Origin of the sequence: Bradyrhizobium cytisi, assembly GCF_008123515.1 — a bacterium.
GTDB classification, from domain to species: domain Bacteria; phylum Pseudomonadota; class Alphaproteobacteria; order Rhizobiales; family Xanthobacteraceae; genus Bradyrhizobium; species Bradyrhizobium cytisi.
On the sequence record NZ_VSSR01000013.1, the window covers coordinates 144,007 to 166,903 of the forward strand.

Consider the following 22,897-nt stretch of genomic DNA (forward strand, 5'->3'; position numbering starts at 1 on the left):
GGCCTTTTTGCTGCTTTGTTTGCCTGTTGCGGTGCAGGATCAACCTTTGTTCATCTTTCCTTCAGTCAGAAAAGCGCTTCTGCTAGGGGAGCTTAGACCGGTGGTCCCGTGACGGGGGCAGGGCCGGAGACCACGGAACTGATATGCTTGATCTCGCAATCGTAGGCGGCGGCCCCGGCGGGCTGATGAGCGCCTGGTACCTGAAGCGTAAGCTCGGCGACCTCTGCCGCATCACCATCTATGAAGCCTCCGACCGGCTCGGCGGCAAGATCGTCACGCGCAAATTCGATTCCGCGCCGGCGATGTACGAGGCCGGCGTCGCCGAGATCTACGACTACTCGATGACGGGTCCCGATCCGCTGCGCGAGCTGATCCAGCATTTCGGCCTGCAGACCATTCCGATGGATGCCGAGCAGGTGCAGTTCGGCGGCGAGCTGCTCAATGACGTCGCCGGCATGCGCCGCAAATACGGCGCCAAGACTGCGGCTGCGATCGAGTCGTTTCGCAAGCGCTGCGCCGACGCGATGTCGCCGATTGAATATTACGAGGGCGTCGGCGCGCACGACAACGAGAACCCCTGGGCCTACAAGACCGCCGAGCAGGTGCTCGACGAGGAGGTCGAGGACGAGATCGCAAAGCGCTTCTTCAAGGTGATGGCGCGCTCCGATCTCGCGACCGAAAGCCACAACACCAACGGCCTCAACGCACTCAAGAACTATCTGATGGATGTCGACGGCTATATCGGCCTCTATTCCATCCAGAACGGCAACGAGCAGCTGATCGAATGCCTGCAGTCGGAGGTCAACGCCGACATCCAGCTCAATCACCGCGTGCTTACCGTCGGCAAGGCGACGACCGGCCGCTATCAGCTCAAGATGATGAACGGGAAGGGACCGGAGACGCGCGACTTCGATCTTGTGGTGGTCTGCCTGCCGCATTCCTGGCTCTCCACCGTCGGCTGGGAAGGCGAGCAACTGCGCAAGTCGATGGTCAAGCACGTCTCCTATTTCGACCGTCCCGCGCATTACCTGCGCGTCTCGATCCTGTTCGATTCCCCGTTCTGGGGAGACAAGATTCCCGGCGCCTGGTTCATGTCGGAAGCCTTCGGCGGCTGCTGCGTCTACAATGAAGGCGCGCGCCACGACGTCGGCAAGCACGGCGTCCTGAACTGGCTCATTCCGGGTTCCGATGCGCTGGCGTTCGCCAATCTGTCGGATCAGGAGCTGATCGACGCCGCGCTGAAATCGCTGCCGGCTTCGCTCGGCGATGCGCGTGCTTATTTCATGGAAGGCAAGATCCACCGCTGGCTGTCGTCGGTGAACGCGATCCCGGGCGGTCTGCCCGTGCGCGACGTCATGACCAATCACCGGCCCGAGCCGAAGGATCATCCCGGCATCGTCGTGGTCGGCGATTATCTGTTCGACTCCACGCTGAACGGCCTGCTCGACTCATCGGACGCGGCGACCGACATCATCCTGACCGAGATGATGCGGCTGCGCCGCGAGCATGCCCAGGATAGCAAGCCAGTCTCGGACAAGATCGACCGCGATTATTTCGAGAACTATCGCGGCGTCGGCCCTTATAGCGAAGCGTGGCGGCAGTTCACCGATCCCGACTACCTTGCAGAGCTGATCAGCATCGTCTGGGGCACAGCGAAGGGCGCAAAACTCCTGGTCGCGGGCTCCGCCAGCGGCGAGCTGGTCGGCGCGCTGCGCGAGCGAGGCATCGACGCCTGGGGCATCGAGAACAACCGCGCCATTCATGCCAAGACGCCGAAGGCGCTGAAGAAGTACAACAAGCTGGGATCGATCCTGGACATGCCGTTCAAGGACGGCGCGTTCGACTACGTGTTCGAGACCAGTCTCTGCCACGTTGCCCCGAAGCAGGTGGTCCGCGCGATCCGCGAGTTGAACCGCGTGGTCAAGACCGGCCTCGTGTTCGGCTCGATCACCTCGGACATGGCCTCAGTCGTGATCGACCGCTACGACCTGCTGCGCGGGGTCAAGAAGCTCGGCACCTGGTGGGAATGGTCCGAACTGTTCTTCGGCAACGGCTTCGATCTGTCGATGCACCGCAAGGACTGCACTGACGCGCTCTGGTCGGCGACGCTTGCCGCCAACAAGGGGCCGGGGCAGTGGTATGCCGACGCCGACTCCTTGCGTTATTCCTTCTTCGACAAGGTCGAGGACGAAGACAACGACGACTAGCGTCACAGGGCGGATGGATTCGCCAATTGTTTTGCTGAATTCATCCTGATCGCATAGAATCGGTGGCAGTAGCGGCGCTCCGCTATTTCCCTGCTTCTCTGCGGTCATGCCGGCCGTCAGCATCGGTTGGTTTCATGGCGTCCAAGCCTCTCTCTCCCGACAAACAGAAGCTCGCCGCACAAGAGGCGGCGGAGCTCGAGGACAAGCTCGACGCCGGTCACGAGCCGGAGCTGGAAGACGACAACGAAGACGAGGACGACGACGAGCTTGGGCTCGACGACGAGGATGACGAGGACCTCGTCGTCTTTACCGCCCGCGAAGCCGCCGGTGCGCTCGCGACCATCCTGGGCTTCGTCAAGCCGTTCCTGTCCAATTACAAGCGCATCCTGGGCTATGTAGCGTTCGGCGTTCTGGTCGAGACGCTGTTCAACGTCATCATGCCGCTCAGTCTGAAGTTCCTGATCGACGACGCGCTCGGCGAGGAGGATTTCCAGGCGCTGTACAAGATCCTCGGCGTGCTCGCGGTCGCCGGCATCTTCACCTCGATCGTCGCGGTCTGGTACGAGCGCTGGGACGCGCGGCTGGCCGCCTGCATCATCTCCGACGTCCGCAAGCGCCTGTTCGAGCACGTCCAGGACCTGCCGGCGGCCTATTTCGGCCGCACCAAGCGCGGCGAGATCCTGTCGCGCTTCTCGGTCGACCAGGCTGCCTTCGAGGGCTCGGTCAAGACCTTCGCCAACAGCGCGGCGCTGCCGTTCCTGGAGTTGATCGCCGGCATCATCCTGATGTTCTTCTTGAACTGGCAGCTCGCCGTGGTCGCGCTGCTGGTGTTCCCGATCACGCTGATCGGGCCGCGCATGCTCACCCCGAAAGCGGTGCAAGCCAATTACGAGCAGAAGCTCAACGAAAGCGCGCTGCTCGGAATGGTGCAGGAGAACGTGGCGGCGCAAGCGGTGATCAAGGCTTTCAGCCTGCAACGCAGGATGTTCGGCTTCTTCAGCTTCCGCAACGACGAGACCCGCAACAGGATTGCGTCCGCCGCGTTCCTGTCGACCATGGTGGAGCGGACCGTCACGATCTCGGTGCTGCTGCTGCACCTCGTCGTGCTCGCGATCGGCGCGTATCTGGCGACCAAGGGCCAGATCACCATCGGCACCTTCGTCACCTTCGAGAGCGCGTTCTGGGAGGTCTCCTACAACATCGCCCATGTGATGCACTTCATCCCGGTGTCGATCTCCTCGGCCGCCGCGATCCGCCACATCCAGGAGCTGCTGGACGAGCCTACACGCGGCGCCGATCGTCCCGGCGCGCCCGATCTGCCGCGCATCACCCACGACATCACCTTCGACCACGTGACGTTCCAGTACGAGGGCGGCCAGACGCCGGTGCTGGACAATCTCAGCCTCAAGCTCAATGTCGGCAAGAGCATCGCCATCGTCGGTCCTTCCGGATCCGGCAAGAGCACGCTGCTCAATCTGATCCTGCGGCTTTACGTGCCGGACGAGGGGCGGGTCACCATCGACGGTGTCGACGTGCGCAAGGTGACGCTGAATTCGCTGCGCCGGAGCATGGCCGTGGTGTTCCAGGAGAACATGCTGTTCAACATGTCGATCCGGGAGAACATCCGGCTCGGCAAGGAAGGCGCGACCGACGAGGAGGTGGAGGACGCCGCCAAGAAGGCCGAGATCCACCGCTACATCATGAGCCTGCCGCAGCGCTACGAGACCCCGGTCGGCGAGCGCGGCGACACGCTGTCGGGCGGCCAGCGCCAGCGCATCGCGATCGCGCGCGCCATCATCCGCAATCCCTCGGTGCTGCTGCTCGACGAAGCCACCTCGGCGCTCGACCAGACCACGGAGGCCGCAATCAACCGCACATTGCTGAAGGTCGCCAAGGGCCGCACCATGATCTGGTCGACTCACCGCCTCTCCTCGGTGGTCGAGATGGACGAGATCATCGTGATTTCAGGAGGCAGGGCGATCGAGCGCGGTTCCCATGCCGAGCTGCTCGCCAGGAACGGCACCTACCGCAAGCTGTGGAATGACCAGACCCATCAGCCGCATAGCGCGGCGGCTCAGGCCGACGACGACAGCGACGATGACGACCTCGACGAGGATGATGAGGACGAGGACGACGAGGAGGAATGACCGAGGAAGTTCGGCTCCAGATGGAACGCCCCTCCCAGCCGCCGCAGTAGTCCCTGGCTCGACCACGCCATGAAGCGCGCCCAGCGCTGCGCGGTCCAGTACGGGCTCGTTGCAATCGACACCGAGCGGAAGTCGAAGGCTTTCGCCGCCGACCATTCATCACAGGCCTGCTTGACCGGGTCGGCGTAGAAGGCGGCGATCTTGTCCGCATCCATCCCGTCGGACGCCAGCCATTGCGGGATGTGGACGTTGCAGAGCCGCTCGACGTCGGTGAACACCTTGTCGCAACCGGTACCTGCGACCGGGCAGGAGGTCGCGAAGGCATCGCCCACCAGCACTACGCCGGGCTGATGGCTGGCATCGTTCACATAGAGATCGACCGGGCGGATCTTCAACTCGCCTTGAATGTCGAGGGCACCGGTGATGCGCTTGAGCCGCGGCAGGGCGGCGTCCAGCGTTGCGGCCGGCGCGCGGCGCAGCTCGCGCAGCCAGGGATCGTCGAAGCCACGGTACACGAACAGATTGGCACGCATCCGCGTGCCGATCGGAAACAGCGTGATGTAGGGGATACGGTCGTTCGGCCGCTCCGAGAAATAGGTCAGCGCCGGGAAGTCGAACGAATTCCGCCGGGCCGGCACCACGTCGAACCCGATCGAGATCGAATGGCAGGCGCTGATGATGTTTCGCGTGATGCCGAGCTGGTGGCGCAGGCCGACATTCAGGCCGTTGGCGAGCACGACCAGGCGCGCTGAGATCGTCTCGGCATTGGCGAGCGAGATTCTCTGCCGTTCCGGGCTGGTCTCGACCGACACCGCTTTGGTCCAGATTCGCTCGACGGTTTCGGGAATCTCGTCGCGGATCGCGTTGACCAGGGAATCGTAAAGGATGTTGAACTGCCGGCTCGGCGCCTTGTCGAGGAGATGCCCGAACCGTGCGATCCAGTTCTTGCCGGAGAAGGTTGCCTGGCGCAGCACTGAGTCGGCGATTCCCGTCCGCTGGAATCGCTCGACCTGACCGTGACCGCTGAGTTTTTCGACGCGAAAGTCGGCCGGATAGGTCTCATGCGGGTCGATCAGCACCGCCGAAATGCCGGCGCGCCCGAGCATCGCGGCGACGGTCGAGCCGGCAAGTCCCCCGCCGATGATGGTAATGTCGGTGTACCGCATGGCGTTTGTCTCTGCCGAAGAGGGCAGATTGACGCATCAAGAGGAAAAAAAGCCTTAGCGCGGGTCATAAAAGTATATTTCTCCCGGGTATAATTTGCCGTCGGGCTGGCGGAACCGGCACTTCGACCCCATATGGGGGGGACGCGTGGGGAAGAAGGCGAACAGGCTTTTTCTACAGGCGCGATAAGCGCTTTCTGACGGTCATTTCACCTTGACTTGATCGATTCTCACTTATAGAAAGCGCCTCACTTAACGACAGGCGGTGAGCATCGCCAGCGTCGGTACGGAGCACCTGCCTGATCCCGTTGGGGTCGCTTGGCAGGCACCAACCTCGACGAATGCCGCTCAAACGCTGTCGCTTATAGCTAGGCAATGCCAGGCGAATTTAGGTCTCTTGAGCACGTTCTCTTGAGATCGAACTCGGATGCATGACCTCGGTGCGCGGGCTGCGGCGTTTTCGCCGACTGGCCCGAAGACTGCGGTCCTCTGTGCGTCGAAACGCTTTCCGCTCAGTGATGGAGCGGTTGGCGCAATTTCGCTTTGTGCGGATTGTTCCGTGCGAGGCGGCCTCGTCGGGCGGGTAGCTCGAAAGAATTTGCGGTCCCGGCAACGGGCCGCGGCAAGACAGCGGGCCCGCAAGGGGCCGCGATAACAAAGGGTAAGGCCAGGATGCCGACGATCAACCAGCTGATCGCTCAACCGCGTGAAGTGCAGAAGTCGCGCAAGAAGGTGCCGGCGCTGCAGCAGTCGCCGCAGAAGCGTGGTGTTTGCACCCGCGTCTACACCACGACCCCGAAGAAGCCGAACTCGGCGCTTCGTAAGGTCGCCAAGGTGCGCCTGACGAACGGCTTCGAGGTGATCGGCTACATCCCGGGTGAGGGTCATAACCTCCAGGAGCACTCGGTGGTCATGATCCGCGGCGGTCGCGTCAAGGATTTGCCCGGCGTGCGCTACCACATCCTCCGCGGCGTTCTGGATACCCAGGGCGTCAAGAACCGTAAGCAGCGTCGTTCGAAGTACGGCGCCAAGCGTCCGAAGTAAGCGGGAACCAGCTCAATGTCTCGTCGCCACTCAGCGGAAAAGCGCGAAGTTCTTCCCGATCCGAAGTTCGGGAACATCATCGTCACGAAGTTCATGAACTCGGTGATGTACGCCGGCAAGAAGTCGGTCGCCGAAGGCATCGTCTACGGTGCGTTCGGTCTCATCGAATCCAAGACCAAGCAGAACCCGCTCGGCGTGTTCGAGCAGGCACTCGAGAACGTCATGCCGACGATCGAAGTGCGCTCCCGCCGCGTCGGTGGTGCGACCTATCAGGTTCCGGTCGAGGTTCGCTCGGTGCGCCGTCAGGCGCTGGGCATTCGCTGGCTGATCTCGGCTGCGCGCGAGCGCAACGAGAAGACGATGACCGAGCGGCTCTCGGCGGAGCTTCTGGACGCATCGAACAACCGCGGGAACGCCGTCAAGAAGCGCGAAGACGTGCACCGGATGGCGGAAGCCAACCGCGCCTTCTCGCACTATCGCTGGTAACGGCGACACACTCGGACTCGCAAGGAACGACCCATGCCCCGCCTACATGCCATCGAGGACTACCGTAACTTCGGTATCATGGCGCATATTGACGCCGGCAAGACCACGACGACCGAGCGCATCCTCTATTACACCGGCAAGAGCCACAAGATCGGCGAAGTGCACGAAGGTGCCGCGACGATGGACTGGATGGAGCAGGAGCAGGAGCGTGGCATCACGATCACCTCGGCTGCGACCACCGCGTTCTGGGCCGGAAAGCGTCTGAACATCATCGACACCCCCGGCCACGTCGACTTCACCATTGAGGTCGAGCGTTCGCTGCGCGTGCTCGACGGCGCCGTTTGCGTGCTCGACTCGAACCATGGCGTTGAGCCCCAGACCGAGACCGTCTGGCGCCAGGGCGACAAGTACAAGGTTCCGCGCATCGTCTTCGCCAACAAGATGGACAAGACCGGCGCCGACTTCTTCAAGTGCCTGGCCGACATCGTTGACCGCCTCGGTGCCAAGCCGATCGCGATCCAGCTTCCGATCGGTGCCGAGAACAACTTCAAGGGTCTCGTCGACCTCGTGAAGATGAAGGGCATCGTCTGGAACGACGAGTCGCTCGGCGCGAAGTTCGACTATGTCGACATTCCGGAAGATCTCGTCGACCAGGCCAAGGAATACCGCGAGAAGATGGTGGAAGCCGCCGTCGAGCTCGACGACGATGCGCTCGCCGCTTTCCTCGACGGCAACGAGCCGGACGAAGCGACGCTGAAGCGGCTGATCCGCAAGGCGGTGCTGACCGGCGCGTTTTATCCCGTGCTGTGCGGCTCGGCCTTCAAGAACAAGGGCGTGCAGCCGCTGCTCGACGCCGTCGTCGACTATCTGCCGTCGCCGATCGACGTGCCTGCGATCAAGGGCACCGACGATCGCGGCAACGAGGTCGTGCGTAGGGCGGACGACAAGGAGCCGCTCGCGCTGCTCGCGTTCAAGATCATGGACGACCCGTTCGTCGGCACCATCACCTTCTGCCGCATCTATTCCGGCGTTCTCCAGAGCGGCACCGGCGTCGTGAACTCGACCCGCGAGAAGAAGGAGCGCATCGGGCGCATGCTGCTGATGCATGCGAACAACCGCGAGGACATCAAGGAAGCCTATGCCGGCGACATCGTCGCGCTGGCCGGCCTGAAGGAAGCGCGCACCGGTGACACGCTGTGCGATCCCGACAAGCAGGTGATCCTGGAAAAGATGGAATTCCCCGAGCCGGTCATCGAGATCGCGATCGAGCCGAAGTCCAAGGCCGACCAGGAAAAGCTAGGCGTGGCGCTGGCGAAGCTCGCTGCGGAGGATCCGTCCTTCCGCGTGTCGACCGATCAGGAGTCCGGCCAGACCATCCTCAAGGGCATGGGCGAACTTCACCTCGACATCAAGGTCGACATCCTCCGTCGCACCTACAAGGTCGACGCCAACATCGGCGCGCCGCAGGTGGCGTTCCGTGAGCGCGTGACCAAGAAGGCCGAGGTCAAGTACACCCACAAGAAGCAGACCGGCGGTACCGGTCAGTTCGCGGAAGTGTCGATCGTGGTCGAGCCGAACGAGCCCGGCAAGGGCTACGAGTTCGAGTCCAAGATCGTCGGCGGCGCGGTTCCGAAGGAATACATCCCCGGCGTCGAAAAGGGCCTCAACAGCGTGATGGGCTCCGGCGTGGTCGCGGGCTTCCCCGTGGTCGACGTCAAGGTTCAGCTCGTCGACGGCAAGTATCACGACGTCGACTCGTCGGCGCTCGCCTTCGAAATCGCATCGCGCGCGGCGTTCCGCGAAGCGCTGCAGAAGGGCAAGTCCGTCCTGCTCGAGCCGATCATGAAGGTCGAGGTGGTGACCCCGGAAGACTACACCGGCTCGGTCATCGGCGATCTGAATTCCCGGCGCGGTCAGATCCAGGGGCAGGACATGCGCGGCAACGCCAACGTCATCAACGCGATGGTGCCGCTCATGAACATGTTCGGTTACGTGAATAACCTGCGCTCGATGAGCCAGGGTCGCGCGACCTTCACCATGCAGTTCGACCACTACGCAGAAGCGCCGGCCAACGTGTCGGCAGAAGTCCAGAAGAAGTTTGCCTGATTGTCGTCGGTCCAGAGCTGACGATTGAACGGAGAGTCAAATGGCCAAAGCAAAGTTTGAACGTAACAAGCCGCACTGCAACATCGGCACCATCGGTCACGTCGACCATGGCAAGACGTCGCTGACCGCGGCGATCACCAAGGTTCTCGCCGAAGCCGGCGGCGCAACGTTCACCGCGTACGACCAGATCGACAAGGCGCCGGAAGAGAAGGCGCGCGGCATCACCATCTCGACCGCGCACGTCGAGTATGAGACCAAGAACCGCCACTACGCCCACGTCGACTGCCCCGGCCACGCCGACTACGTGAAGAACATGATCACCGGCGCCGCGCAGATGGACGGCGCGATCCTGGTCGTGTCGGCTGCTGACGGCCCGATGCCGCAGACCCGCGAGCACATCCTGCTCGCCCGCCAGGTCGGCGTGCCCGCACTCGTCGTGTTCCTGAACAAGTGCGACATGGTCGACGATCCGGAACTGCTCGAGCTCGTCGAGCTCGAAGTCCGCGAGCTGCTCTCGAAGTACGACTTCCCGGGCGACAAGATCCCGATCATCAAGGGTTCGGCGCTCGCCGCTCTCGAAGACTCCGACAAGAAGCTTGGCCACGAAGCCATCCTCGAGCTGATGAAGAGCGTCGACGAGTACATCCCGCAGCCGGAGCGTCCGATCGACCAGCCGTTCCTGATGCCGGTTGAAGACGTGTTCTCGATCTCGGGCCGCGGCACCGTCGTGACCGGCCGTGTCGAGCGCGGCATCGTCAAGGTCGGCGAGGAAATCGAGATCGTCGGTCTCCGTGCGACCCAGAAGACCACCGTCACCGGCGTCGAAATGTTCCGCAAGCTGCTCGACCAGGGCCAGGCCGGCGACAACATCGGTGCGCTGCTCCGCGGCACCAAGCGCGAAGACGTCGAGCGCGGCCAGGTGCTGTGCAAGCCGGGTTCGGTCAAGCCGCACACCAAGTTCAAGGCCGAGGCTTACATCCTCACCAAGGAAGAGGGCGGTCGCCACACCCCGTTCTTCACCAACTACCGTCCGCAGTTCTACTTCCGCACCACCGACGTGACCGGTGTCGTGCATCTGCCGGAAGGTACCGAGATGGTGATGCCGGGCGACAACATCGCGATGGAAGTGCACCTGATCGTGCCGATCGCGATGGAGGAGAAGCTCCGCTTCGCGATCCGCGAAGGTGGCCGCACCGTCGGCGCCGGCGTCGTCGCTTCGATCATCGAGTAAGCAAGCGAATAGGGAATGGCGAGTAGCGAGTGGGCCAGAACCACCTGCTATTCGCTACTCGCCACTCACCCAAGAAAGACACGGCAATGAACGGCCAAAATATTCGTATCCGTCTCAAGGCGTTCGACCATCGTATCCTCGATACGTCGACCCGCGAGATCGTGAACACGGCGAAGCGCACCGGTGCGCAGGTCCGCGGACCCATTCCGCTGCCCACCCGCATCGAGAAGTTCACCGTCAACCGTTCGCCCCACGTCGACAAGAAGAGCCGTGAACAGTTCGAGATGCGCACCCACAAGCGCCTGCTCGACATCGTCGATCCGACCCCGCAGACCGTCGATGCTTTGATGAAGCTCGACCTGGCCGCCGGTGTCGACGTCGAGATCAAGCTCTAAGATTTTTGGATCACGTTCGCCACTTGCGGACAGAAAGAACAGGAAGCACGCCGATGCGCTCCGGAGTGATCGCACAAAAGGTCGGGATGACGCGGGTCTTTACAGAGACCGGCGAACATATCCCCGTGACCGTGCTGAAGCTCGGCAATTGCCAAGTCGTAGCCCACCGCACTGAAGAGAAGAACGGCTACGTCGCCCTCCAGCTCGGGTCGGGTAGCCGCAAGACCGTGTATCTGCCCAAGGCAGAGCGCGGCCAGTTCGCGGTCGCCAAGGTCGAGCCGAAGCGTCAGGTCGAGGAGTTCCGCGTCTCTGCGGATGCCATGATCCCGGTTGGAGCCGAGATCCTCGCCGACCACTTCGTCGTCGGCCAGTTCGTCGATGTTACCGGCACCTCGGTCGGTAAGGGTTTTGCCGGCGGCATGAAGCGCTGGAACTTCGGCGGTCTGCGCGCCACCCACGGCGTGTCGGTTTCGCATCGCTCGATCGGTTCGACCGGCGGTCGTCAGGACCCCGGCAAGACCTGGAAGAACAAGAAGATGCCCGGCCACATGGGTGTCGACCGCATCACCACGCTCAACCTCCGGGTCGTTCAGCTCGACGTCGAGCGTGGCTTGATCCTCGTCGAAGGCGCCGTTCCCGGCTCCAAGGGCGGCTGGATCCGCGTGCGCGACGCCGTCAAGAAGCCGTTGCCGAAGGAAGCTCCGAAGCCTGGCAAGTTCAAGGTTGCGGGCGGCGAAGCGGAAGCCTCGGCCCAGCAAGAGGGTGCGTGAGATGGAATTGAAGGTCACCACCCTCGAGGGCAAGGAAGCGGGCTCCGTCCAGCTCTCCGACGCCATTTTCGGCCTCGAGCCGCGCCAGGACATCATTGCGCGTTGCGTGCAGTGGCAGCTCAACAAGCGCCAGGCCGGTACCCACAAGGCCAAGGGCCGCGCCGAGATCTGGCGCACCGGCAAGAAGATGTACAAGCAGAAGGGCACCGGCGGTGCTCGTCACGGCTCGGCCCGCGTGCCGCAGTTCCGCGGCGGCGGTCGTGCCTTCGGTCCGGTGGTGCGTTCGCATGCCACCGACCTGCCGAAGAAGGTCCGTGCGCTCGCCCTCAAGCATGCGCTCTCGGCCAAGGCCAAGGACGGCGATCTCCTCGTGATCGACAAGGCCGCGCTGGAAGCCGCCAAGACCAAGGCGCTGCTCGGTCACTTCTCGGGTCTGGGCCTCACCAACGCGCTGATCATCGACGGCGCCGAGCTCAACAACGGCTTTGCCGCTGCGGCCCGCAACATTCCGAACATGGACGTGCTGCCGATCCAGGGCATCAACGTCTATGACATCCTGCGCCGTCAGAAGCTTGTTCTGACCAAGGCCGCCATCGATGCGCTGGAGGCGCGCTTCAAATGACGAAGAACATCGAGGCTCGCCATTACGACGTGATCGTCGCCCCGGTCGTCACCGAAAAGGCGACGCTGGCGTCCGAGCACAACAAGGTCCTGTTCAAGGTGGCCGCCAAGGCGACCAAGCCGCAGATCAAGGAAGCGATCGAGAAGCTGTTTGACGTCAAGGTCAAGAGCGTCAACACGCTGGTCCGCAAGGGCAAGACCAAGGTCTTCCGCGGCAATCTCGGCTCGCAGTCGAACACCAAGCGCGCGATCGTGACCCTCGAAGAGGGTCATCGGATCGACGTGACCACCGGTCTGTAAGGTCGCACGACGATGGCACTGAAGAAATTCAATCCCACGACACCGGGCCAGCGCCAGCTGGTCATGGTCGATCGTTCAGCCCTCTACAAGGGCAAGCCGGTCAAGGCGCTCACCGAAGGCAAGCACTCCTCGGGCGGTCGCAACAACACCGGTCGCATCACCGTGCGCTTCCGTGGCGGCGGTCACAAGCAGACGCTGCGCATCGTCGACTTCAAGCGCGACAAGGTCGATGCGCCCGCGACTGTCGAGCGGCTGGAATACGATCCGAACCGCACCGCGTTCATCGCGCTGGTCAAGTACGAAGACGGCACCCAGGCCTATATCCTGGCGCCGCAGCGCCTGGCGGTCGGCGATTCCGTGGTGGCCGGCAACTATGTCGACGTGAAGCCGGGCAACGTCATGCCGCTCGGCAACATGCCGGTCGGGACGATCATCCACAACATCGAGGTCAAGATCGGCAAGGGCGGCCAGCTCGCCCGTTCCGCCGGCACCTACGCCCAGCTCGTCGGCCGCGACCAGGATTACGTCATCATCCGCCTGAACTCGGGCGAGCAGCGTCTCGTGCACGGCCGTTGCCGCGGCACGATCGGCGCGGTGTCGAACCCGGATCACATGAACACCTCGATCGGCAAGGCCGGCCGCAACCGTTGGCTGGGCCGCAAGCCGCATAACCGCGGCGTTTCGATGAACCCGATCGACCATCCGCACGGCGGTGGTGAAGGTCGGACCTCGGGCGGCCGCCACCCGGTCACCCCGTGGGGCAAGCCGACCAAGGGCAAGAAGACCCGCAGCAACAAGTCGACCAACAAATTCATTCTCCTAAGCCGCCACAAGCGGAAGAAGTAAGGAACGCCGGACATGGTTCGTTCAGTCTGGAAAGGCCCGTTCGTCGAGGGTTCTCTGCTCAAGAAGGCAGATGCCGCGCGCGCGTCCGGCCGTCACGACGTCATCAAGATCTGGAGCCGTCGCTCGACGATCCTGCCGCAGTTCGTCGGCCTGACCTTCGGCGTCTATAACGGCCAGAAGCACGTGCCGGTGGCCGTCAACGAGGAAATGGTCGGTCACAAGTTTGGTGAGTTTTCGCCGACCCGGACCTTCCATGGCCACTCGGGCGACAAGAAAGCCAAGAAGGCTTGAGGATTAAACGATGAGCAAACCTAAGCGCGAACGGAGCCTCGCCGAGAACGAGGCCAAGGCGGTCGCCCGGATGCTGCGGGTGAGCCCGCAGAAGCTCAACCTGGTCGCCCAGCTCATTCGCGGCCGGAAGGCTTCCGCTGCGCTCGCCGACCTGCAGTTTTCGCGCAAGCGGATCGCGGTTGACGTGAAGAAGTGCCTGGAATCGGCTATCGCCAATGCCGAGAACAACCACGACCTCGACGTCGACGATCTCGTCGTGGCGCAGGCCTTCGTCGGCAACGGCCTCGTGATGAAGCGCTTTGCAGCCCGCGGCCGTGGCCGCTCGGGCCGTGTCTACAAACCATTTTCGCAGCTGACGATCATTGTTCGTCAGGTCGAAGCCGAAGCAGCAGCGGCTTAAGGGTCGCAGGAGAAAACGATGGGTCAAAAGATCAATCCGATCGGTCTGCGTCTCGGCATCAACCGGACCTGGGATTCCCGCTGGTTCGCCGGCAAGCAGGAATACGGCAAGCTGCTGCACGAGGACGTCAAGATCCGCGAGATCCTGCACAAGGAGCTCAAGCAGGCGGCCGTCGCCCGCATTGTGATCGAGCGTCCGCACAAGAAGTGCCGCGTCACCATTCACTCGGCCCGTCCGGGCGTGGTGATCGGCAAGAAGGGCGCCGACATCGACAAGCTTCGCAAGAAGGTCGCGGACATCACCTCGTCCGACGTCGTCATCAACATCGTCGAAATCCGCAAGCCGGAGCTCGATGCGACGCTGGTGGCCGAGTCGATCGCGCAGCAGCTCGAGCGCCGCGTGGCGTTCCGCCGCGCCATGAAGCGCGCCGTTCAGTCGGCGATGCGTCTCGGCGCGGAGGGCATCCGCATCAACTGCTCGGGTCGTCTGGGCGGTGCGGAAATCGCGCGCATGGAGTGGTACCGCGAAGGTCGCGTGCCGCTGCACACGCTGCGTGCCGACATCGACTACGGCGTTGCGACCGCGTTCACGACCTTCGGCACCTGCGGCGTCAAGGTCTGGATCTTCAAGGGCGAGATCCTCGAGCACGATCCGATGGCCCAGGACAAGAGAATGGCCGAAGGCGAGACGGGCGGCGGTGGTGATCGTGGCGGCCGTCAGCGCCGTGACCACGCTGCGGCCTGACGCCAGCACAGAGAATTTGAGGGCTTGAAGCCATGATGCAACCTAAGAAAACGAAGTTCCGGAAGGCGCATAAGGGCCGCATTCACGGCGTTGCGACTTCGGGCGCGACGTTGGCGTTCGGCCAGTTCGGCCTGAAGGCGACCGAGCCTGAGCGCGTCACCGCGCGTCAGATTGAAGCCGCCCGCCGCGCGCTGACCCGCCACATGAAGCGTGCCGGTCGGGTCTGGATCCGCGTGTTCCCCGACGTTCCGGTGTCGAAGAAGCCCGCCGAAGTCCGCATGGGCTCCGGCAAGGGTGCGCCGGAACTGTGGGTCGCGCGTGTCAAGCCGGGCAGGGTGCTGTTCGAGATCGACGGCGTCAACACCCAGACGGCGCGTGAGGCGCTGACGCTGGCGGCCGCCAAGCTGCCGATCAAGACGCGCTTCGTCGAGCGCATTGCGGAGTAATGGCCATGGCCCAGATGAAGATCGAAGACATCCGCGCGATGAGCCCCGACCAGCAGGACGACGCCGTCCTGAACCTGAAGAAGGAGCGCTTCAACCTGCGCTTCCAGCGTGCCACCGGGCAGCTCGAGAACACCTCGCGCCTGCGCGAGGCCCGTCGTGACATCGCCCGGATCAAGACCGTCGCTGCGCAAGCGCGCGCGAAGAAGAAGTAAGGGGCTAACGGATATGCCGAAACGTACTTTGCAAGGCGTGGTCGTCAGCGACAAGACTGCCAAGACCGTCGTGGTGCGCGTCGATCGCCGCTTCACGCACCCGATCTACAAGAAGACGATCCGCCGTTCGAAGAACTACCACGCGCACGACGAGAACAACGAGTTCAAGCCGGGCGACATGGTTTGGATCGAGGAATCGAAGCCGATCTCGAAGTTGAAGTCCTGGATCGTGATCCGGGGCGAGCACAAGAAAAGCGCCTGATCTGTTGGCCTTGGCCGACTGACTTCAGGGAAATGTTGAGCGCCGGCTAGGCTGGCGCAAAGAGAAGAGGACGAGGTGCATCAATGATTCAGATGCAGACCAACCTCGACGTGGCCGATAATTCTGGCGCACGCCGTGTCATGTGTATCAAGGTGCTCGGGGGCTCGAAGCGCCGCTACGCCACGATCGGCGACATCATTGTCGTCTCGATCAAGGAAGCGATTCCGCGTGGCAAGGTGAAGAAGGGCGACGTGATGAAGGCCGTCGTGGTGCGTGTCCGCAAGGACATCCGCCGCGCCGACGGTTCGGTCATCCGCTTCGACCGCAACGCCGCCGTCCTGATCAACAACCAGTCCGAGCCGATCGGCACCCGTATCTTCGGGCCCGTGCCGCGCGAGCTGCGTGGCAAGAACCACATGAAGATCATCTCGCTCGCGCCGGAGGTGCTGTGATGGCTGCGAAGATCCGCAAGGGCGACAAGGTCGTCATGCTGACCGGCCGCGACAAGGGTCGCACCGGCGAAGTGTTCGAGGTGCGTCCCGACGCCGGTACCGCGCTGGTGCGCGGCATCAACATGGTCAAGCGTCACCAGAAGCAGACGCAGGCCCAGGAGGGCGGCATCATCTCGAAAGAGGCGCCGGTCCAACTGTCCAACATCGCGTATGTCGGCAAGGATGGAAAGCCGACCCGCGTCGGATTCAAGATTCTGGCGGACGGCAAGAAAGTCCGCATCGCCAAGCGCTCGGGAGCTGAGATCGATGGCTGAGGCCGCTTACACGCCGCGCCTGCGCGCGGAATACGATGCGAAGATCCGCACGGAGATGACCGAGAAGTTCGGTTATGAGAACGTGATGCAGGTTCCGCGTCTGGACAAGATCGTGCTGAACATGGGTGTTGGCGATTCCGTCAACGACCGCAAGAAGGCCGAGACCGCCGCTGCCGAGCTGACCCAGATCGCCGGCCAGAAGGCGATCGTGACCTACTCGCGTATCGCGATCGCGACCTTCAAGCTGCGTGAGAACCAGCCGATCGGCTGCAAGGTCACGCTGCGCAAGGCTCGCATGTACGAGTTCATCGATCGCCTGGTGACGGTCGCGCTGCCGCGCGTCCGCGACTTCCGCGGCCTGAACCCGAAGAGCTTTGACGGTCGCGGCAACTACTCGCTCGGCATCAAGGAGCACATCATTTTCCCCGAGATCGACTTCGACAAGGTCTCGGAAGCCCGCGGTATGGACATCACCGTCTGCACCACGGCCAAGACCGACGAAGAGGCGAGGGCCTTGTTGACCGCTTTCAATTTCCCGTTCCGGCAGTGAGACGCTGACCTAAAGCCTCTCAAACGCGGATACCCAGGAGCCAAGCATGGCAAAGAAGAGTTCAGTCGAGAAGAACAACCGGCGCAAGCGGATGGTGAAGAACGCCGCCCCGAAGCGCGAGCGGTTGAAGGCGATCATCGCCGACAAGACGCTGCCGATGGAAGAGCGGTTCGCCGCGACCCTGAAGCTGGCGGAAATGCCGCGCAATTCGTCGGCCACCCGCATCCGTCTGCGTTGCGAGCTGTCGGGCCGCCCGCGCTCGAACTACCGCAAGAACAAGCTGTCCCGTATCGCGCTGCGCGACCTTGGCTCCAAGGGCATGGTCCCGGGCCTCGTGAAGTCGAGCTGGTAAGGAGGGTCGTTTAGATGTCTACGCACGATCCAATCAGCGATCTGATCACCCGCATCCGCAACGCGCAGATGCGTGCCAAGAGCAAGGTCTCCACGCCCGGCTCGAAGATGCGCGAGAACGTCCTCGAAGTGCTCAAGAGCGAGGGCTACATCCGCGGTTACGCCACGCTCGAGCACTCCTCGGGCCGCAGCGAGATCGAGATCGAGCTGAAGTATTTCGACGGCGAGCCCGTCATCCGCGAGATCGAACGTGTCTCCAAGCCCGGGCGTCGTGTTTACGCCTCGGTGAAGAACCTGCCGCGGGTCAATAACGGACTCGGTATTTCGGTGTTGTCGACGCCGAAGGGGATTATGGCCGACCACAGTGCGCGTGAAGCGAACGTGGGCGGTGAAGTCCTCTTCACGGTGTTCTGAGAAGGATTTTTGATCCATGTCACGTGTTGGCAAAAGGCCTGTTGCGGTGCCGTCCGGTGTGACTGCGACCGTGGACGGGCAGACCGTCAAGATGAAGGGGCCGAAGGGCCAGCTTCAGTTCGTCGTCCATGACGACGTCGAGGTGAAGCTCGAGAGCGGCCAGATCAAGGTGAACCCGCGGGTCGAGACCAATCGCGCGCGCGCCTTGTATGGCACCGCTCGCGCCCAGGTCGCAAATCTGGTCGAAGGCGTCACCAAGGGCTTCGAGAAGAAGCTCGAAATCACCGGCGTCGGTTATCGCGCCGCAATGCAGGGCAAGAACCTGCAGCTCGCGCTCGGTTACAGCCACGACGTGGTCTATGCGATCCCTGAAGGGATCACGATCACCGTGCCGAAGCCGACCGAGATCACGGTGACGGGCAGCGACATCCAGCGCGTCGGCCAGGTCGCCGCCGAGATCCGCTCTTATCGTCCGCCGGAGCCCTACAAGGGCAAGGGCGTGAAGTATGTTGGCGAATTCATCTTCCGCAAGGAAGGCAAGAAGAAGTAACGGAGCCGGTCATGTCCAAAGCCAAGGTTACAAATGCCCGGCGCAAGCGGAGTGTGCGGCTGAAGCTGCGCCGCTCCGGTGCTGGCCGCCCGCGTCTGTCGGTGTTCCGCTCGTCCAAGCACATCTATGCCCAGGTCATCGACGACCTGAAGGGCGAGACGCTGGCCTCTGCCTCGTCGCTCGAGAAGTCGATGCGCGACGGCGGCAAGACCGGCGCCGACATCGATGCGGCGAAGGCGGTCGGCAAGTTGCTGGCCGAGCGCGCCGCCGAGAAGGGCGTCAAGGAAGTCGTGTTCGATCGCGGCAGCTATCTCTACCACGGGCGCGTCAAGGCATTGGCCGACGCTGCGCGTGAGAGTGGGCTGAGCTTCTAACAGAATTTGAGGATTGAGGCGTAAGCTTCTGAAGGATTGGAAAAATGGCAGAACGCGAACAACGTGGTGGACGCGATCAACGCGGCGGACGTGACCGTCAGCAGCGCGAGGAGCGCGACAGCGAGTTCGTCGACAAGCTCGTCCACATCAACCGCGTGGCCAAGGTCGTCAAGGGCGGCAAGCGCTTCGGTTTCGCCGCGCTGGTCGTGATCGGCGACCAGAAGGGCCGTGCCGGCTTCGGTCACGGCAAGGCGCGCGAAGTGCCTGAGGCGATCCGCAAGGCAACGGAATCCGCCAAGCGCAACCTGACCCGCGTGTCGCTGCGCGAGGGCCGTACGCTGCATCACGACATCGCCGGCCGTCATGGCGCGGGCCGTGTCTATCTGCGTGCTGCTCCGGCCGGTACCGGCATCATCGCCGGCGGTCCGATGCGTGCCGTGTTCGAGACGCTCGGCGTCCAGGACGTGGTGGCGAAGTCGATCGGATCGTCGAACCCGTACAACATGGTTCGCGCGACCTTCGATGCGCTGAAGCACCAGGACAGCCCGCGTTCGGTCGCGGCGCGCCGCAACATCAAGGTGTCCACCCTCCAGGGTCGTCGCGTCGGCGGCGATGCCGAGGCGGCTGCGGACTAACGAACGCTTTTCGGAGTAGACCACGATGGCCAAGGCCGCAAAGACGATCAAAGTTGAGCAGACCGGCAGCGCGATCCGCCGCCATCACTCGCAGCGTTCGACGCTGATCGGGCTTAAGCTCAACAAGATCGGCCGCACCAGCGAACTGCCGGATACCCCGGCGATCCGCGGCATGATCGAAAAGGTTCACCATCTCGTTCGCATCGTCGACGAGAAGTAAAATTGCGCGCATGATCCCGAAAAGTGGATACCGGTTTTCGGGCCAGATCATGCGCAAAACACAAGGAGCAGGGCGATGAAGCTCAGCGATATCGCCGACAATGCCGGCTCGCGCAAGAAGCGTATGCGCGTCGGCCGTGGCATCGGTTCGGGCAAGGGCAAGCAGTCCGGCCGCGGCGGCAAAGGCCAGACCGCGCGTTCGGGCGTGCGCATCAAAGGTTTCGAAGGCGGCCAGATGCCGATGCATCGCCGTCTGCCCAAGCGCGGCTTCAACAACATCTTCCGCGTCGAGTACGCCGAGATCAATCTCGACCGGCTCCAGGATGCGGTCGATGCCAAGAAGCTCGACACCGGTAGCGTCGTGAACGTCGAGGCCCTGGTGAAGGCTGGCGTGCTGCGCCGCGCCAAGGGCGGCCTGCGGCTGCTCGGCCGCGGCGAGCTCAAGGCCAAGCTGAACATCGAAGTGCATGGCGCCTCGAAGACCGCGGTCGAAGCGGTCGAGAAGGCCGGCGGTTCGGTGAAGATCCTGGCCCCTGCCAAGGAAGAGGGCGAGGCGGCGTAACAACTGCGTCATTGGCCCGCGCCTCGCGGGCCTTTGCGCATGCGGAACGATGGACTTATCGAAGCCGAAGCCCCAGATAATGTCCGGCGTCCGCTAAAATAGCCCGGCCGCGGGTATGACGGCGCAAAAGGCGGCGGGAGAAAGTCCAATATGGCCTCAGCAGCGGAACAACTGGCAGCCAACCTCAATTTCGGCGCGTTTGCCAAGGCCGATGAGCTGAAGAAGCGCATCTGGTTCACCCTGGGTGCGCTGCTCGTTTATCGGCTCGGGACCTACATCCCGCTGCCCGGCATCGATCCCAACATCTGGGAGCAGGTGTTCAAGTCGCAAGCCGGCGGCATCCTCGGCATGTTCAACATGTTCGCCGGCGGCGGCATCCACCGCATGGCGATCTTCGCGCTGAACATCATGCCGTACATCTCGGCCTCGATCATCATCCAGCTTCTGACCACCGTTTCGCCGCAGCTCGAGGCGCTGAAGAAGGAAGGTGAGTCCGGCCGCAAACTGCTGAACCAGTACACCCGCTATCTGACCGTGATCCTGGCCGCGTTCCAGTCCTATGGCATTGCGGTCGGCCTCGAGGGTGCCGGCAATGTCGTCAGCGATCCCGGCATGTTCTTCCGTCTGTCCACCGCGATCACGCTGACCGGTGGCACCATGTTCCTGATGTGGCTGGGGGAGCAGATCACCTCGCGCGGCATCGGTAACGGCATTTCGCTGATCATCCTCGCCGGCATCGTCGCCGAACTGCCCTCGGCGCTCGCCAACATGCTCGAGCTCGGCCGTCAGGGCGCGATGTCGACCGGCCTGATCCTGGTCGTGATCGTGATGGCGGTCGCCGTGATCGCCTTCATCGTGTTCATGGAGCGCGCCCAGCGCCGGCTTCTGATCCAGTATCCGAAGCGCCAGGTCGGCAACAAGATGTTCGAGGGGCAGTCCTCGCATCTGCCGCTCAAGCTCAACACCTCCGGCGTGATCCCGCCGATCTTCGCGTCCTCGCTGCTGTTGCTGCCGACCACGGTTGCGAACTTCAACGCGGGCAGTGGGCCGGAATGGTTCCAGTGGATCACGACCCAGCTCGGCCACGGCCGTCCGCTGTTCCTGATTCTCTATCTCGCGCTGATCGTGTTCTTCGCCTTCTTCTACACCGCTATCGTGTTCAACCCGACCGAGACCGCGGACAATCTGAAGAAGCATGGCGGCTTCATCCCGGGCATCCGTCCGGGCGAGCGCACCGCGGAATATATCGACTATGTGCTGTCGCGCGTCACGGTGCTCGGCGCGATCTATCTGGCGATCGTCTGCTTGATCCCGGAAATCCTGATCTCCTACGCCTCGGTGCCGTTCTACTTCGGCGGCACCTCGCTGCTGATCGTCGTCAGTGTCACCATGGACACGGTTGCGCAGGTGCAGGGCTATCTGCTGGCTCATCAGTATGAGGGCCTGATCCGCAAGTCGAAGCTCCGGGGTCGCCGCCGCTAAGCCGCGTCCTCTCGAGGCAGCACGCCTGTGCTGCCGATTCGCCGCGCGAGTCACGCGCGGCGCCCGCCGAGGTGATCAGCCAGTCATTCGGTCGCATCGGCAGAGCTGCTCTCACTGCAGCGCAATCACTGATTTCAAAGGCGTTCTTGGCGTCCGGGCATTTGCTCCCCTATGATATGGGTAGCGGTGCGGCGCCGATTATGGTTTGCACTGTTGTCAAACTTCAAACACAGGTGCGCGACGTATCGCTCACCAATCGGGGGGGCGTACGCCGATGAGAATTATCCTGCTGGGACCGCCGGGATCGGGCAAGGGGACCCAGGCGCAACTGCTGGTGCAGCGCTATGGCATCGTCCAGCTCTCGACCGGTGAGATGTTGCGTGCAGCCGTTGCAGCCGGAACGCCTGTCGGACTGAAGGCCAAGGAGATCATGGCCAGCGGCGGGCTCGTGCCCGACGATGTCGTGGTTGGAATCATCTCCGACCGCATCGATCAGCCGGACGCGAGGCACGGTTTCATCCTCGATGGTTTCCCGCGCACCGTGCCGCAGGCCGAGGCGCTGGACGAGCTTCTCAAGCACAAGCACATGAAGCTTGATGCGGTGATCGAGCTCCGCGTCAACGAGAGCGCGCTGCTGAGCCGCGTCGAGACCCGCGTCGCCCAGATGCGGGAGCGCGGGGAGGAGGTCCGGGTCGACGACACCCCGGAGGTGCTGACCAAACGGTTAGCGAGCTACCGCAGCCAGACGGAACCGCTGATTCACTACTATTCCGAGCGTCGGAAGCTCTCCACCATCGACGGCATGATGGCCATCGACGAGGTCACCCGCGCCATCCACCGCCAGCTCCTGGCGCTCGGCGCGGTCGAACCCAAATCCCATGGCAAGAGCTATGCGCGCAGCGCGGCCAAGGCGGCACCCGCCAAGACGGGGGCGAAGAAGGCCAAGGTAGCCAAGAAAGCAGCCCAAAAGCCGGCGAAAACCGGCAAAAAGGCTGCTAAATCGGCTAAATCCGCCGAGAAGGCCGTGAAGGGCGCCAAGAAGGCGGCCAAGAAGACAGCCAAGAAAACGGTCAAAAAGGCCGTCAAGAAAGGTTCGAAGAAGAGTCCAAAAAAGGTCACGAAAAAGCGAGCCAAACGCTAGCGGCAGTTGACGAAAGCCCCCTGAATCCCTTAATAAGCCCCGCATCCAAGTCGGATAGTTTCAAACGATGCCGGGCCCCAGGAAGACCAGGGGTGGGCGTCGTGTTCGCGTTTGTGAACACCTGCCCGAGAAACACAAGCACTTAAAGCCCGATTCCTGACGAGGGATCGGCAACAGGAGAA

The 22,897-nt window shown here is 62.9% G+C and carries 30 protein-coding genes; 29 read left to right on the top strand and 1 reads right to left on the bottom strand.

The window, feature by feature from the left end; genetic code table 11:
* The first annotated feature begins 143 nt into the window (after positions 1-143).
* Together FXB38_RS07875 and FXB38_RS07880 are read left to right on the top strand one after the other, a co-directional pair.
* A complete protein-coding gene (locus FXB38_RS07875) occupies positions 144-2,207 on the top strand; it encodes an FAD-dependent oxidoreductase (protein ID WP_148750329.1) in 2,064 nt (687 codons plus the stop codon).
* A gap of 134 nt (positions 2,208-2,341) precedes the next feature.
* Entirely contained in the window at positions 2,342-4,354 is a 2,013-nt protein-coding gene (locus tag FXB38_RS07880) for an ABC transporter ATP-binding protein (protein ID WP_148750330.1), read from the top strand.
* Here FXB38_RS07880 and FXB38_RS07885 read toward each other — a convergent pair.
* Positions 4,282-5,520, bottom strand: a complete 1,239-nt coding sequence (locus FXB38_RS07885) for an FAD-dependent oxidoreductase (RefSeq protein WP_148750331.1) — start codon at positions 5,518-5,520, stop codon at positions 4,282-4,284. The genes FXB38_RS07880 and FXB38_RS07885 overlap by 73 nt on opposite strands.
* A 669-nt stretch (positions 5,521-6,189) precedes the next feature.
* Between FXB38_RS07885 and rpsL the strand changes: the two genes are divergently transcribed.
* The 27 genes from rpsL (at position 6,190) to FXB38_RS08025 (ending at position 22,715) form a co-directional block, all read left to right on the top strand.
* Positions 6,190-6,561, top strand: a complete 372-nt coding sequence (gene rpsL / locus FXB38_RS07890; RefSeq protein WP_007603006.1) for a 30S ribosomal protein S12 — start codon at positions 6,190-6,192, stop codon at positions 6,559-6,561.
* Between the two features lie 15 nt (positions 6,562-6,576).
* Positions 6,577-7,047 (top strand): 30S ribosomal protein S7, encoded by a 471-nt coding sequence (gene rpsG / locus FXB38_RS07895; protein ID WP_148750332.1) that lies wholly within the window; start codon positions 6,577-6,579, stop codon positions 7,045-7,047.
* A 33-nt stretch (positions 7,048-7,080) separates the two neighbouring features.
* Positions 7,081-9,153: an elongation factor G gene (gene fusA / locus FXB38_RS07900; protein ID WP_148750333.1), complete on the top strand. Its 2,073-nt coding sequence runs from the start codon at positions 7,081-7,083 to the stop codon at positions 9,151-9,153.
* 40 nt (positions 9,154-9,193) lie between these two features.
* A complete protein-coding gene (gene tuf, locus FXB38_RS07905) occupies positions 9,194-10,384 on the top strand; it encodes an elongation factor Tu (protein ID WP_148750334.1) in 1,191 nt (396 codons plus the stop codon).
* 86 nt (positions 10,385-10,470) lie between these two features.
* Positions 10,471-10,779, top strand: coding sequence for a 30S ribosomal protein S10 (rpsJ, locus tag FXB38_RS07910; RefSeq protein WP_002712302.1), 309 nt, complete (start codon positions 10,471-10,473; stop codon positions 10,777-10,779).
* 53 nt (positions 10,780-10,832) lie between these two features.
* Positions 10,833-11,549, top strand: a complete 717-nt coding sequence (rplC, locus tag FXB38_RS07915) for a 50S ribosomal protein L3 (RefSeq protein ID WP_148750335.1) — start codon at positions 10,833-10,835, stop codon at positions 11,547-11,549.
* Between the two features lies 1 nt (position 11,550).
* Complete coding sequence (rplD, locus tag FXB38_RS07920) at positions 11,551-12,171, top strand: 50S ribosomal protein L4 (protein WP_011088150.1); 621 nt, start codon at positions 11,551-11,553, stop codon at positions 12,169-12,171.
* On the top strand, positions 12,168-12,470 hold the full coding sequence (locus FXB38_RS07925; protein WP_027535292.1) for a 50S ribosomal protein L23: 303 nt from the start codon (positions 12,168-12,170) through the stop codon (positions 12,468-12,470). Before rplD ends, FXB38_RS07925 begins: the two co-directional genes overlap by 4 nt.
* A gap of 12 nt (positions 12,471-12,482) precedes the next feature.
* Positions 12,483-13,316 carry a 50S ribosomal protein L2 gene (gene rplB, locus FXB38_RS07930; RefSeq protein ID WP_128951222.1) on the top strand — a complete coding sequence of 278 codons (834 nt, stop codon included), beginning with the start codon at positions 12,483-12,485 and terminating at the stop codon, positions 13,314-13,316.
* 12 nt (positions 13,317-13,328) lie between these two features.
* A complete protein-coding gene (gene rpsS, locus FXB38_RS07935; RefSeq protein WP_008136357.1) occupies positions 13,329-13,607 on the top strand; it encodes a 30S ribosomal protein S19 in 279 nt (92 codons plus the stop codon).
* 10 nt (positions 13,608-13,617) lie between these two features.
* Positions 13,618-14,007 carry a 50S ribosomal protein L22 gene (gene rplV / locus FXB38_RS07940; RefSeq protein ID WP_057745488.1) on the top strand — a complete coding sequence of 130 codons (390 nt, stop codon included), beginning with the start codon at positions 13,618-13,620 and terminating at the stop codon, positions 14,005-14,007.
* A gap of 18 nt (positions 14,008-14,025) precedes the next feature.
* Positions 14,026-14,751 (top strand): 30S ribosomal protein S3, encoded by a 726-nt coding sequence (gene rpsC, locus FXB38_RS07945; RefSeq protein ID WP_148750336.1) that lies wholly within the window; start codon positions 14,026-14,028, stop codon positions 14,749-14,751.
* 32 nt (positions 14,752-14,783) lie between these two features.
* Positions 14,784-15,197, top strand: coding sequence for a 50S ribosomal protein L16 (rplP, locus tag FXB38_RS07950; RefSeq protein ID WP_148750337.1), 414 nt, complete (start codon positions 14,784-14,786; stop codon positions 15,195-15,197).
* Between the two features lie 5 nt (positions 15,198-15,202).
* Positions 15,203-15,409, top strand: coding sequence for a 50S ribosomal protein L29 (gene rpmC / locus FXB38_RS07955; RefSeq protein ID WP_027535297.1), 207 nt, complete (start codon positions 15,203-15,205; stop codon positions 15,407-15,409).
* A 13-nt stretch (positions 15,410-15,422) separates the two neighbouring features.
* The gene (gene rpsQ, locus FXB38_RS07960) at positions 15,423-15,671 is read left to right on the top strand and encodes a 30S ribosomal protein S17 (protein WP_027535298.1); all 249 of its coding nucleotides are present in this window, start codon (positions 15,423-15,425) and stop codon (positions 15,669-15,671) included.
* Positions 15,672-15,754: 83 nt separating this feature from the next.
* Positions 15,755-16,123 (top strand): 50S ribosomal protein L14, encoded by a 369-nt coding sequence (gene rplN / locus FXB38_RS07965; RefSeq protein WP_027535299.1) that lies wholly within the window; start codon positions 15,755-15,757, stop codon positions 16,121-16,123.
* Positions 16,123-16,437: a 50S ribosomal protein L24 gene (gene rplX, locus FXB38_RS07970; RefSeq protein ID WP_027535300.1), complete on the top strand. Its 315-nt coding sequence runs from the start codon at positions 16,123-16,125 to the stop codon at positions 16,435-16,437. The genes rplN and rplX overlap by 1 nt, the downstream gene beginning before the upstream one ends.
* Positions 16,430-16,987, top strand: coding sequence for a 50S ribosomal protein L5 (gene rplE, locus FXB38_RS07975; protein WP_148750338.1), 558 nt, complete (start codon positions 16,430-16,432; stop codon positions 16,985-16,987). The genes rplX and rplE overlap by 8 nt, the downstream gene beginning before the upstream one ends.
* A 46-nt stretch (positions 16,988-17,033) precedes the next feature.
* A complete protein-coding gene (gene rpsN / locus FXB38_RS07980; protein WP_057745473.1) occupies positions 17,034-17,339 on the top strand; it encodes a 30S ribosomal protein S14 in 306 nt (101 codons plus the stop codon).
* A gap of 14 nt (positions 17,340-17,353) precedes the next feature.
* Positions 17,354-17,752 (top strand): 30S ribosomal protein S8, encoded by a 399-nt coding sequence (gene rpsH, locus FXB38_RS07985; RefSeq protein WP_027535303.1) that lies wholly within the window; start codon positions 17,354-17,356, stop codon positions 17,750-17,752.
* Between the two features lie 16 nt (positions 17,753-17,768).
* Complete coding sequence (gene rplF / locus FXB38_RS07990; RefSeq protein WP_148750339.1) at positions 17,769-18,302, top strand: 50S ribosomal protein L6; 534 nt, start codon at positions 17,769-17,771, stop codon at positions 18,300-18,302.
* Positions 18,303-18,313: 11 nt separating this feature from the next.
* The gene (gene rplR, locus FXB38_RS07995) at positions 18,314-18,676 is read left to right on the top strand and encodes a 50S ribosomal protein L18 (protein WP_027535305.1); all 363 of its coding nucleotides are present in this window, start codon (positions 18,314-18,316) and stop codon (positions 18,674-18,676) included.
* Positions 18,677-18,720: 44 nt separating this feature from the next.
* Positions 18,721-19,311, top strand: a complete 591-nt coding sequence (gene rpsE / locus FXB38_RS08000) for a 30S ribosomal protein S5 (protein WP_148750340.1) — start codon at positions 18,721-18,723, stop codon at positions 19,309-19,311.
* A 25-nt stretch (positions 19,312-19,336) separates the two neighbouring features.
* A complete protein-coding gene (gene rpmD, locus FXB38_RS08005; protein WP_148750341.1) occupies positions 19,337-19,531 on the top strand; it encodes a 50S ribosomal protein L30 in 195 nt (64 codons plus the stop codon).
* Positions 19,532-19,606: 75 nt separating this feature from the next.
* Positions 19,607-20,092 carry a 50S ribosomal protein L15 gene (gene rplO / locus FXB38_RS08010; RefSeq protein WP_148750342.1) on the top strand — a complete coding sequence of 162 codons (486 nt, stop codon included), beginning with the start codon at positions 19,607-19,609 and terminating at the stop codon, positions 20,090-20,092.
* Between the two features lie 150 nt (positions 20,093-20,242).
* A complete protein-coding gene (gene secY, locus FXB38_RS08015; protein WP_148750343.1) occupies positions 20,243-21,574 on the top strand; it encodes a preprotein translocase subunit SecY in 1,332 nt (443 codons plus the stop codon).
* 274 nt (positions 21,575-21,848) lie between these two features.
* Positions 21,849-22,715, top strand: coding sequence for an adenylate kinase (locus tag FXB38_RS08025; protein WP_148750345.1), 867 nt, complete (start codon positions 21,849-21,851; stop codon positions 22,713-22,715).
* Positions 22,716-22,897: the final 182 nt, after the last annotated feature.

Coding starts and splice junctions, on each gene's coding strand:
- FXB38_RS07875 (WP_148750329.1), top strand. CDS start 144: ATGCTTGATCTCGCAATCGTAGGCGGCGGCCCCGGCGGGCTGATGAGC.
- FXB38_RS07880 (WP_148750330.1), top strand. CDS start 2,342: ATGGCGTCCAAGCCTCTCTCTCCCGACAAACAGAAGCTCGCCGCACAA.
- FXB38_RS07885 (WP_148750331.1), bottom strand. CDS start 5,520: ATGCGGTACACCGACATTACCATCATCGGCGGGGGACTTGCCGGCTCG.
- rpsL (WP_007603006.1), top strand. CDS start 6,190: ATGCCGACGATCAACCAGCTGATCGCTCAACCGCGTGAAGTGCAGAAG.
- rpsG (WP_148750332.1), top strand. CDS start 6,577: ATGTCTCGTCGCCACTCAGCGGAAAAGCGCGAAGTTCTTCCCGATCCG.
- fusA (WP_148750333.1), top strand. CDS start 7,081: ATGCCCCGCCTACATGCCATCGAGGACTACCGTAACTTCGGTATCATG.
- tuf (WP_148750334.1), top strand. CDS start 9,194: ATGGCCAAAGCAAAGTTTGAACGTAACAAGCCGCACTGCAACATCGGC.
- rpsJ (WP_002712302.1), top strand. CDS start 10,471: ATGAACGGCCAAAATATTCGTATCCGTCTCAAGGCGTTCGACCATCGT.
- rplC (WP_148750335.1), top strand. CDS start 10,833: ATGCGCTCCGGAGTGATCGCACAAAAGGTCGGGATGACGCGGGTCTTT.
- rplD (WP_011088150.1), top strand. CDS start 11,551: ATGGAATTGAAGGTCACCACCCTCGAGGGCAAGGAAGCGGGCTCCGTC.
- FXB38_RS07925 (WP_027535292.1), top strand. CDS start 12,168: ATGACGAAGAACATCGAGGCTCGCCATTACGACGTGATCGTCGCCCCG.
- rplB (WP_128951222.1), top strand. CDS start 12,483: ATGGCACTGAAGAAATTCAATCCCACGACACCGGGCCAGCGCCAGCTG.
- rpsS (WP_008136357.1), top strand. CDS start 13,329: ATGGTTCGTTCAGTCTGGAAAGGCCCGTTCGTCGAGGGTTCTCTGCTC.
- rplV (WP_057745488.1), top strand. CDS start 13,618: ATGAGCAAACCTAAGCGCGAACGGAGCCTCGCCGAGAACGAGGCCAAG.
- rpsC (WP_148750336.1), top strand. CDS start 14,026: ATGGGTCAAAAGATCAATCCGATCGGTCTGCGTCTCGGCATCAACCGG.
- rplP (WP_148750337.1), top strand. CDS start 14,784: ATGATGCAACCTAAGAAAACGAAGTTCCGGAAGGCGCATAAGGGCCGC.
- rpmC (WP_027535297.1), top strand. CDS start 15,203: ATGGCCCAGATGAAGATCGAAGACATCCGCGCGATGAGCCCCGACCAG.
- rpsQ (WP_027535298.1), top strand. CDS start 15,423: ATGCCGAAACGTACTTTGCAAGGCGTGGTCGTCAGCGACAAGACTGCC.
- rplN (WP_027535299.1), top strand. CDS start 15,755: ATGATTCAGATGCAGACCAACCTCGACGTGGCCGATAATTCTGGCGCA.
- rplX (WP_027535300.1), top strand. CDS start 16,123: ATGGCTGCGAAGATCCGCAAGGGCGACAAGGTCGTCATGCTGACCGGC.
- rplE (WP_148750338.1), top strand. CDS start 16,430: ATGGCTGAGGCCGCTTACACGCCGCGCCTGCGCGCGGAATACGATGCG.
- rpsN (WP_057745473.1), top strand. CDS start 17,034: ATGGCAAAGAAGAGTTCAGTCGAGAAGAACAACCGGCGCAAGCGGATG.
- rpsH (WP_027535303.1), top strand. CDS start 17,354: ATGTCTACGCACGATCCAATCAGCGATCTGATCACCCGCATCCGCAAC.
- rplF (WP_148750339.1), top strand. CDS start 17,769: ATGTCACGTGTTGGCAAAAGGCCTGTTGCGGTGCCGTCCGGTGTGACT.
- rplR (WP_027535305.1), top strand. CDS start 18,314: ATGTCCAAAGCCAAGGTTACAAATGCCCGGCGCAAGCGGAGTGTGCGG.
- rpsE (WP_148750340.1), top strand. CDS start 18,721: ATGGCAGAACGCGAACAACGTGGTGGACGCGATCAACGCGGCGGACGT.
- rpmD (WP_148750341.1), top strand. CDS start 19,337: ATGGCCAAGGCCGCAAAGACGATCAAAGTTGAGCAGACCGGCAGCGCG.
- rplO (WP_148750342.1), top strand. CDS start 19,607: ATGAAGCTCAGCGATATCGCCGACAATGCCGGCTCGCGCAAGAAGCGT.
- secY (WP_148750343.1), top strand. CDS start 20,243: ATGGCCTCAGCAGCGGAACAACTGGCAGCCAACCTCAATTTCGGCGCG.
- FXB38_RS08025 (WP_148750345.1), top strand. CDS start 21,849: ATGAGAATTATCCTGCTGGGACCGCCGGGATCGGGCAAGGGGACCCAG.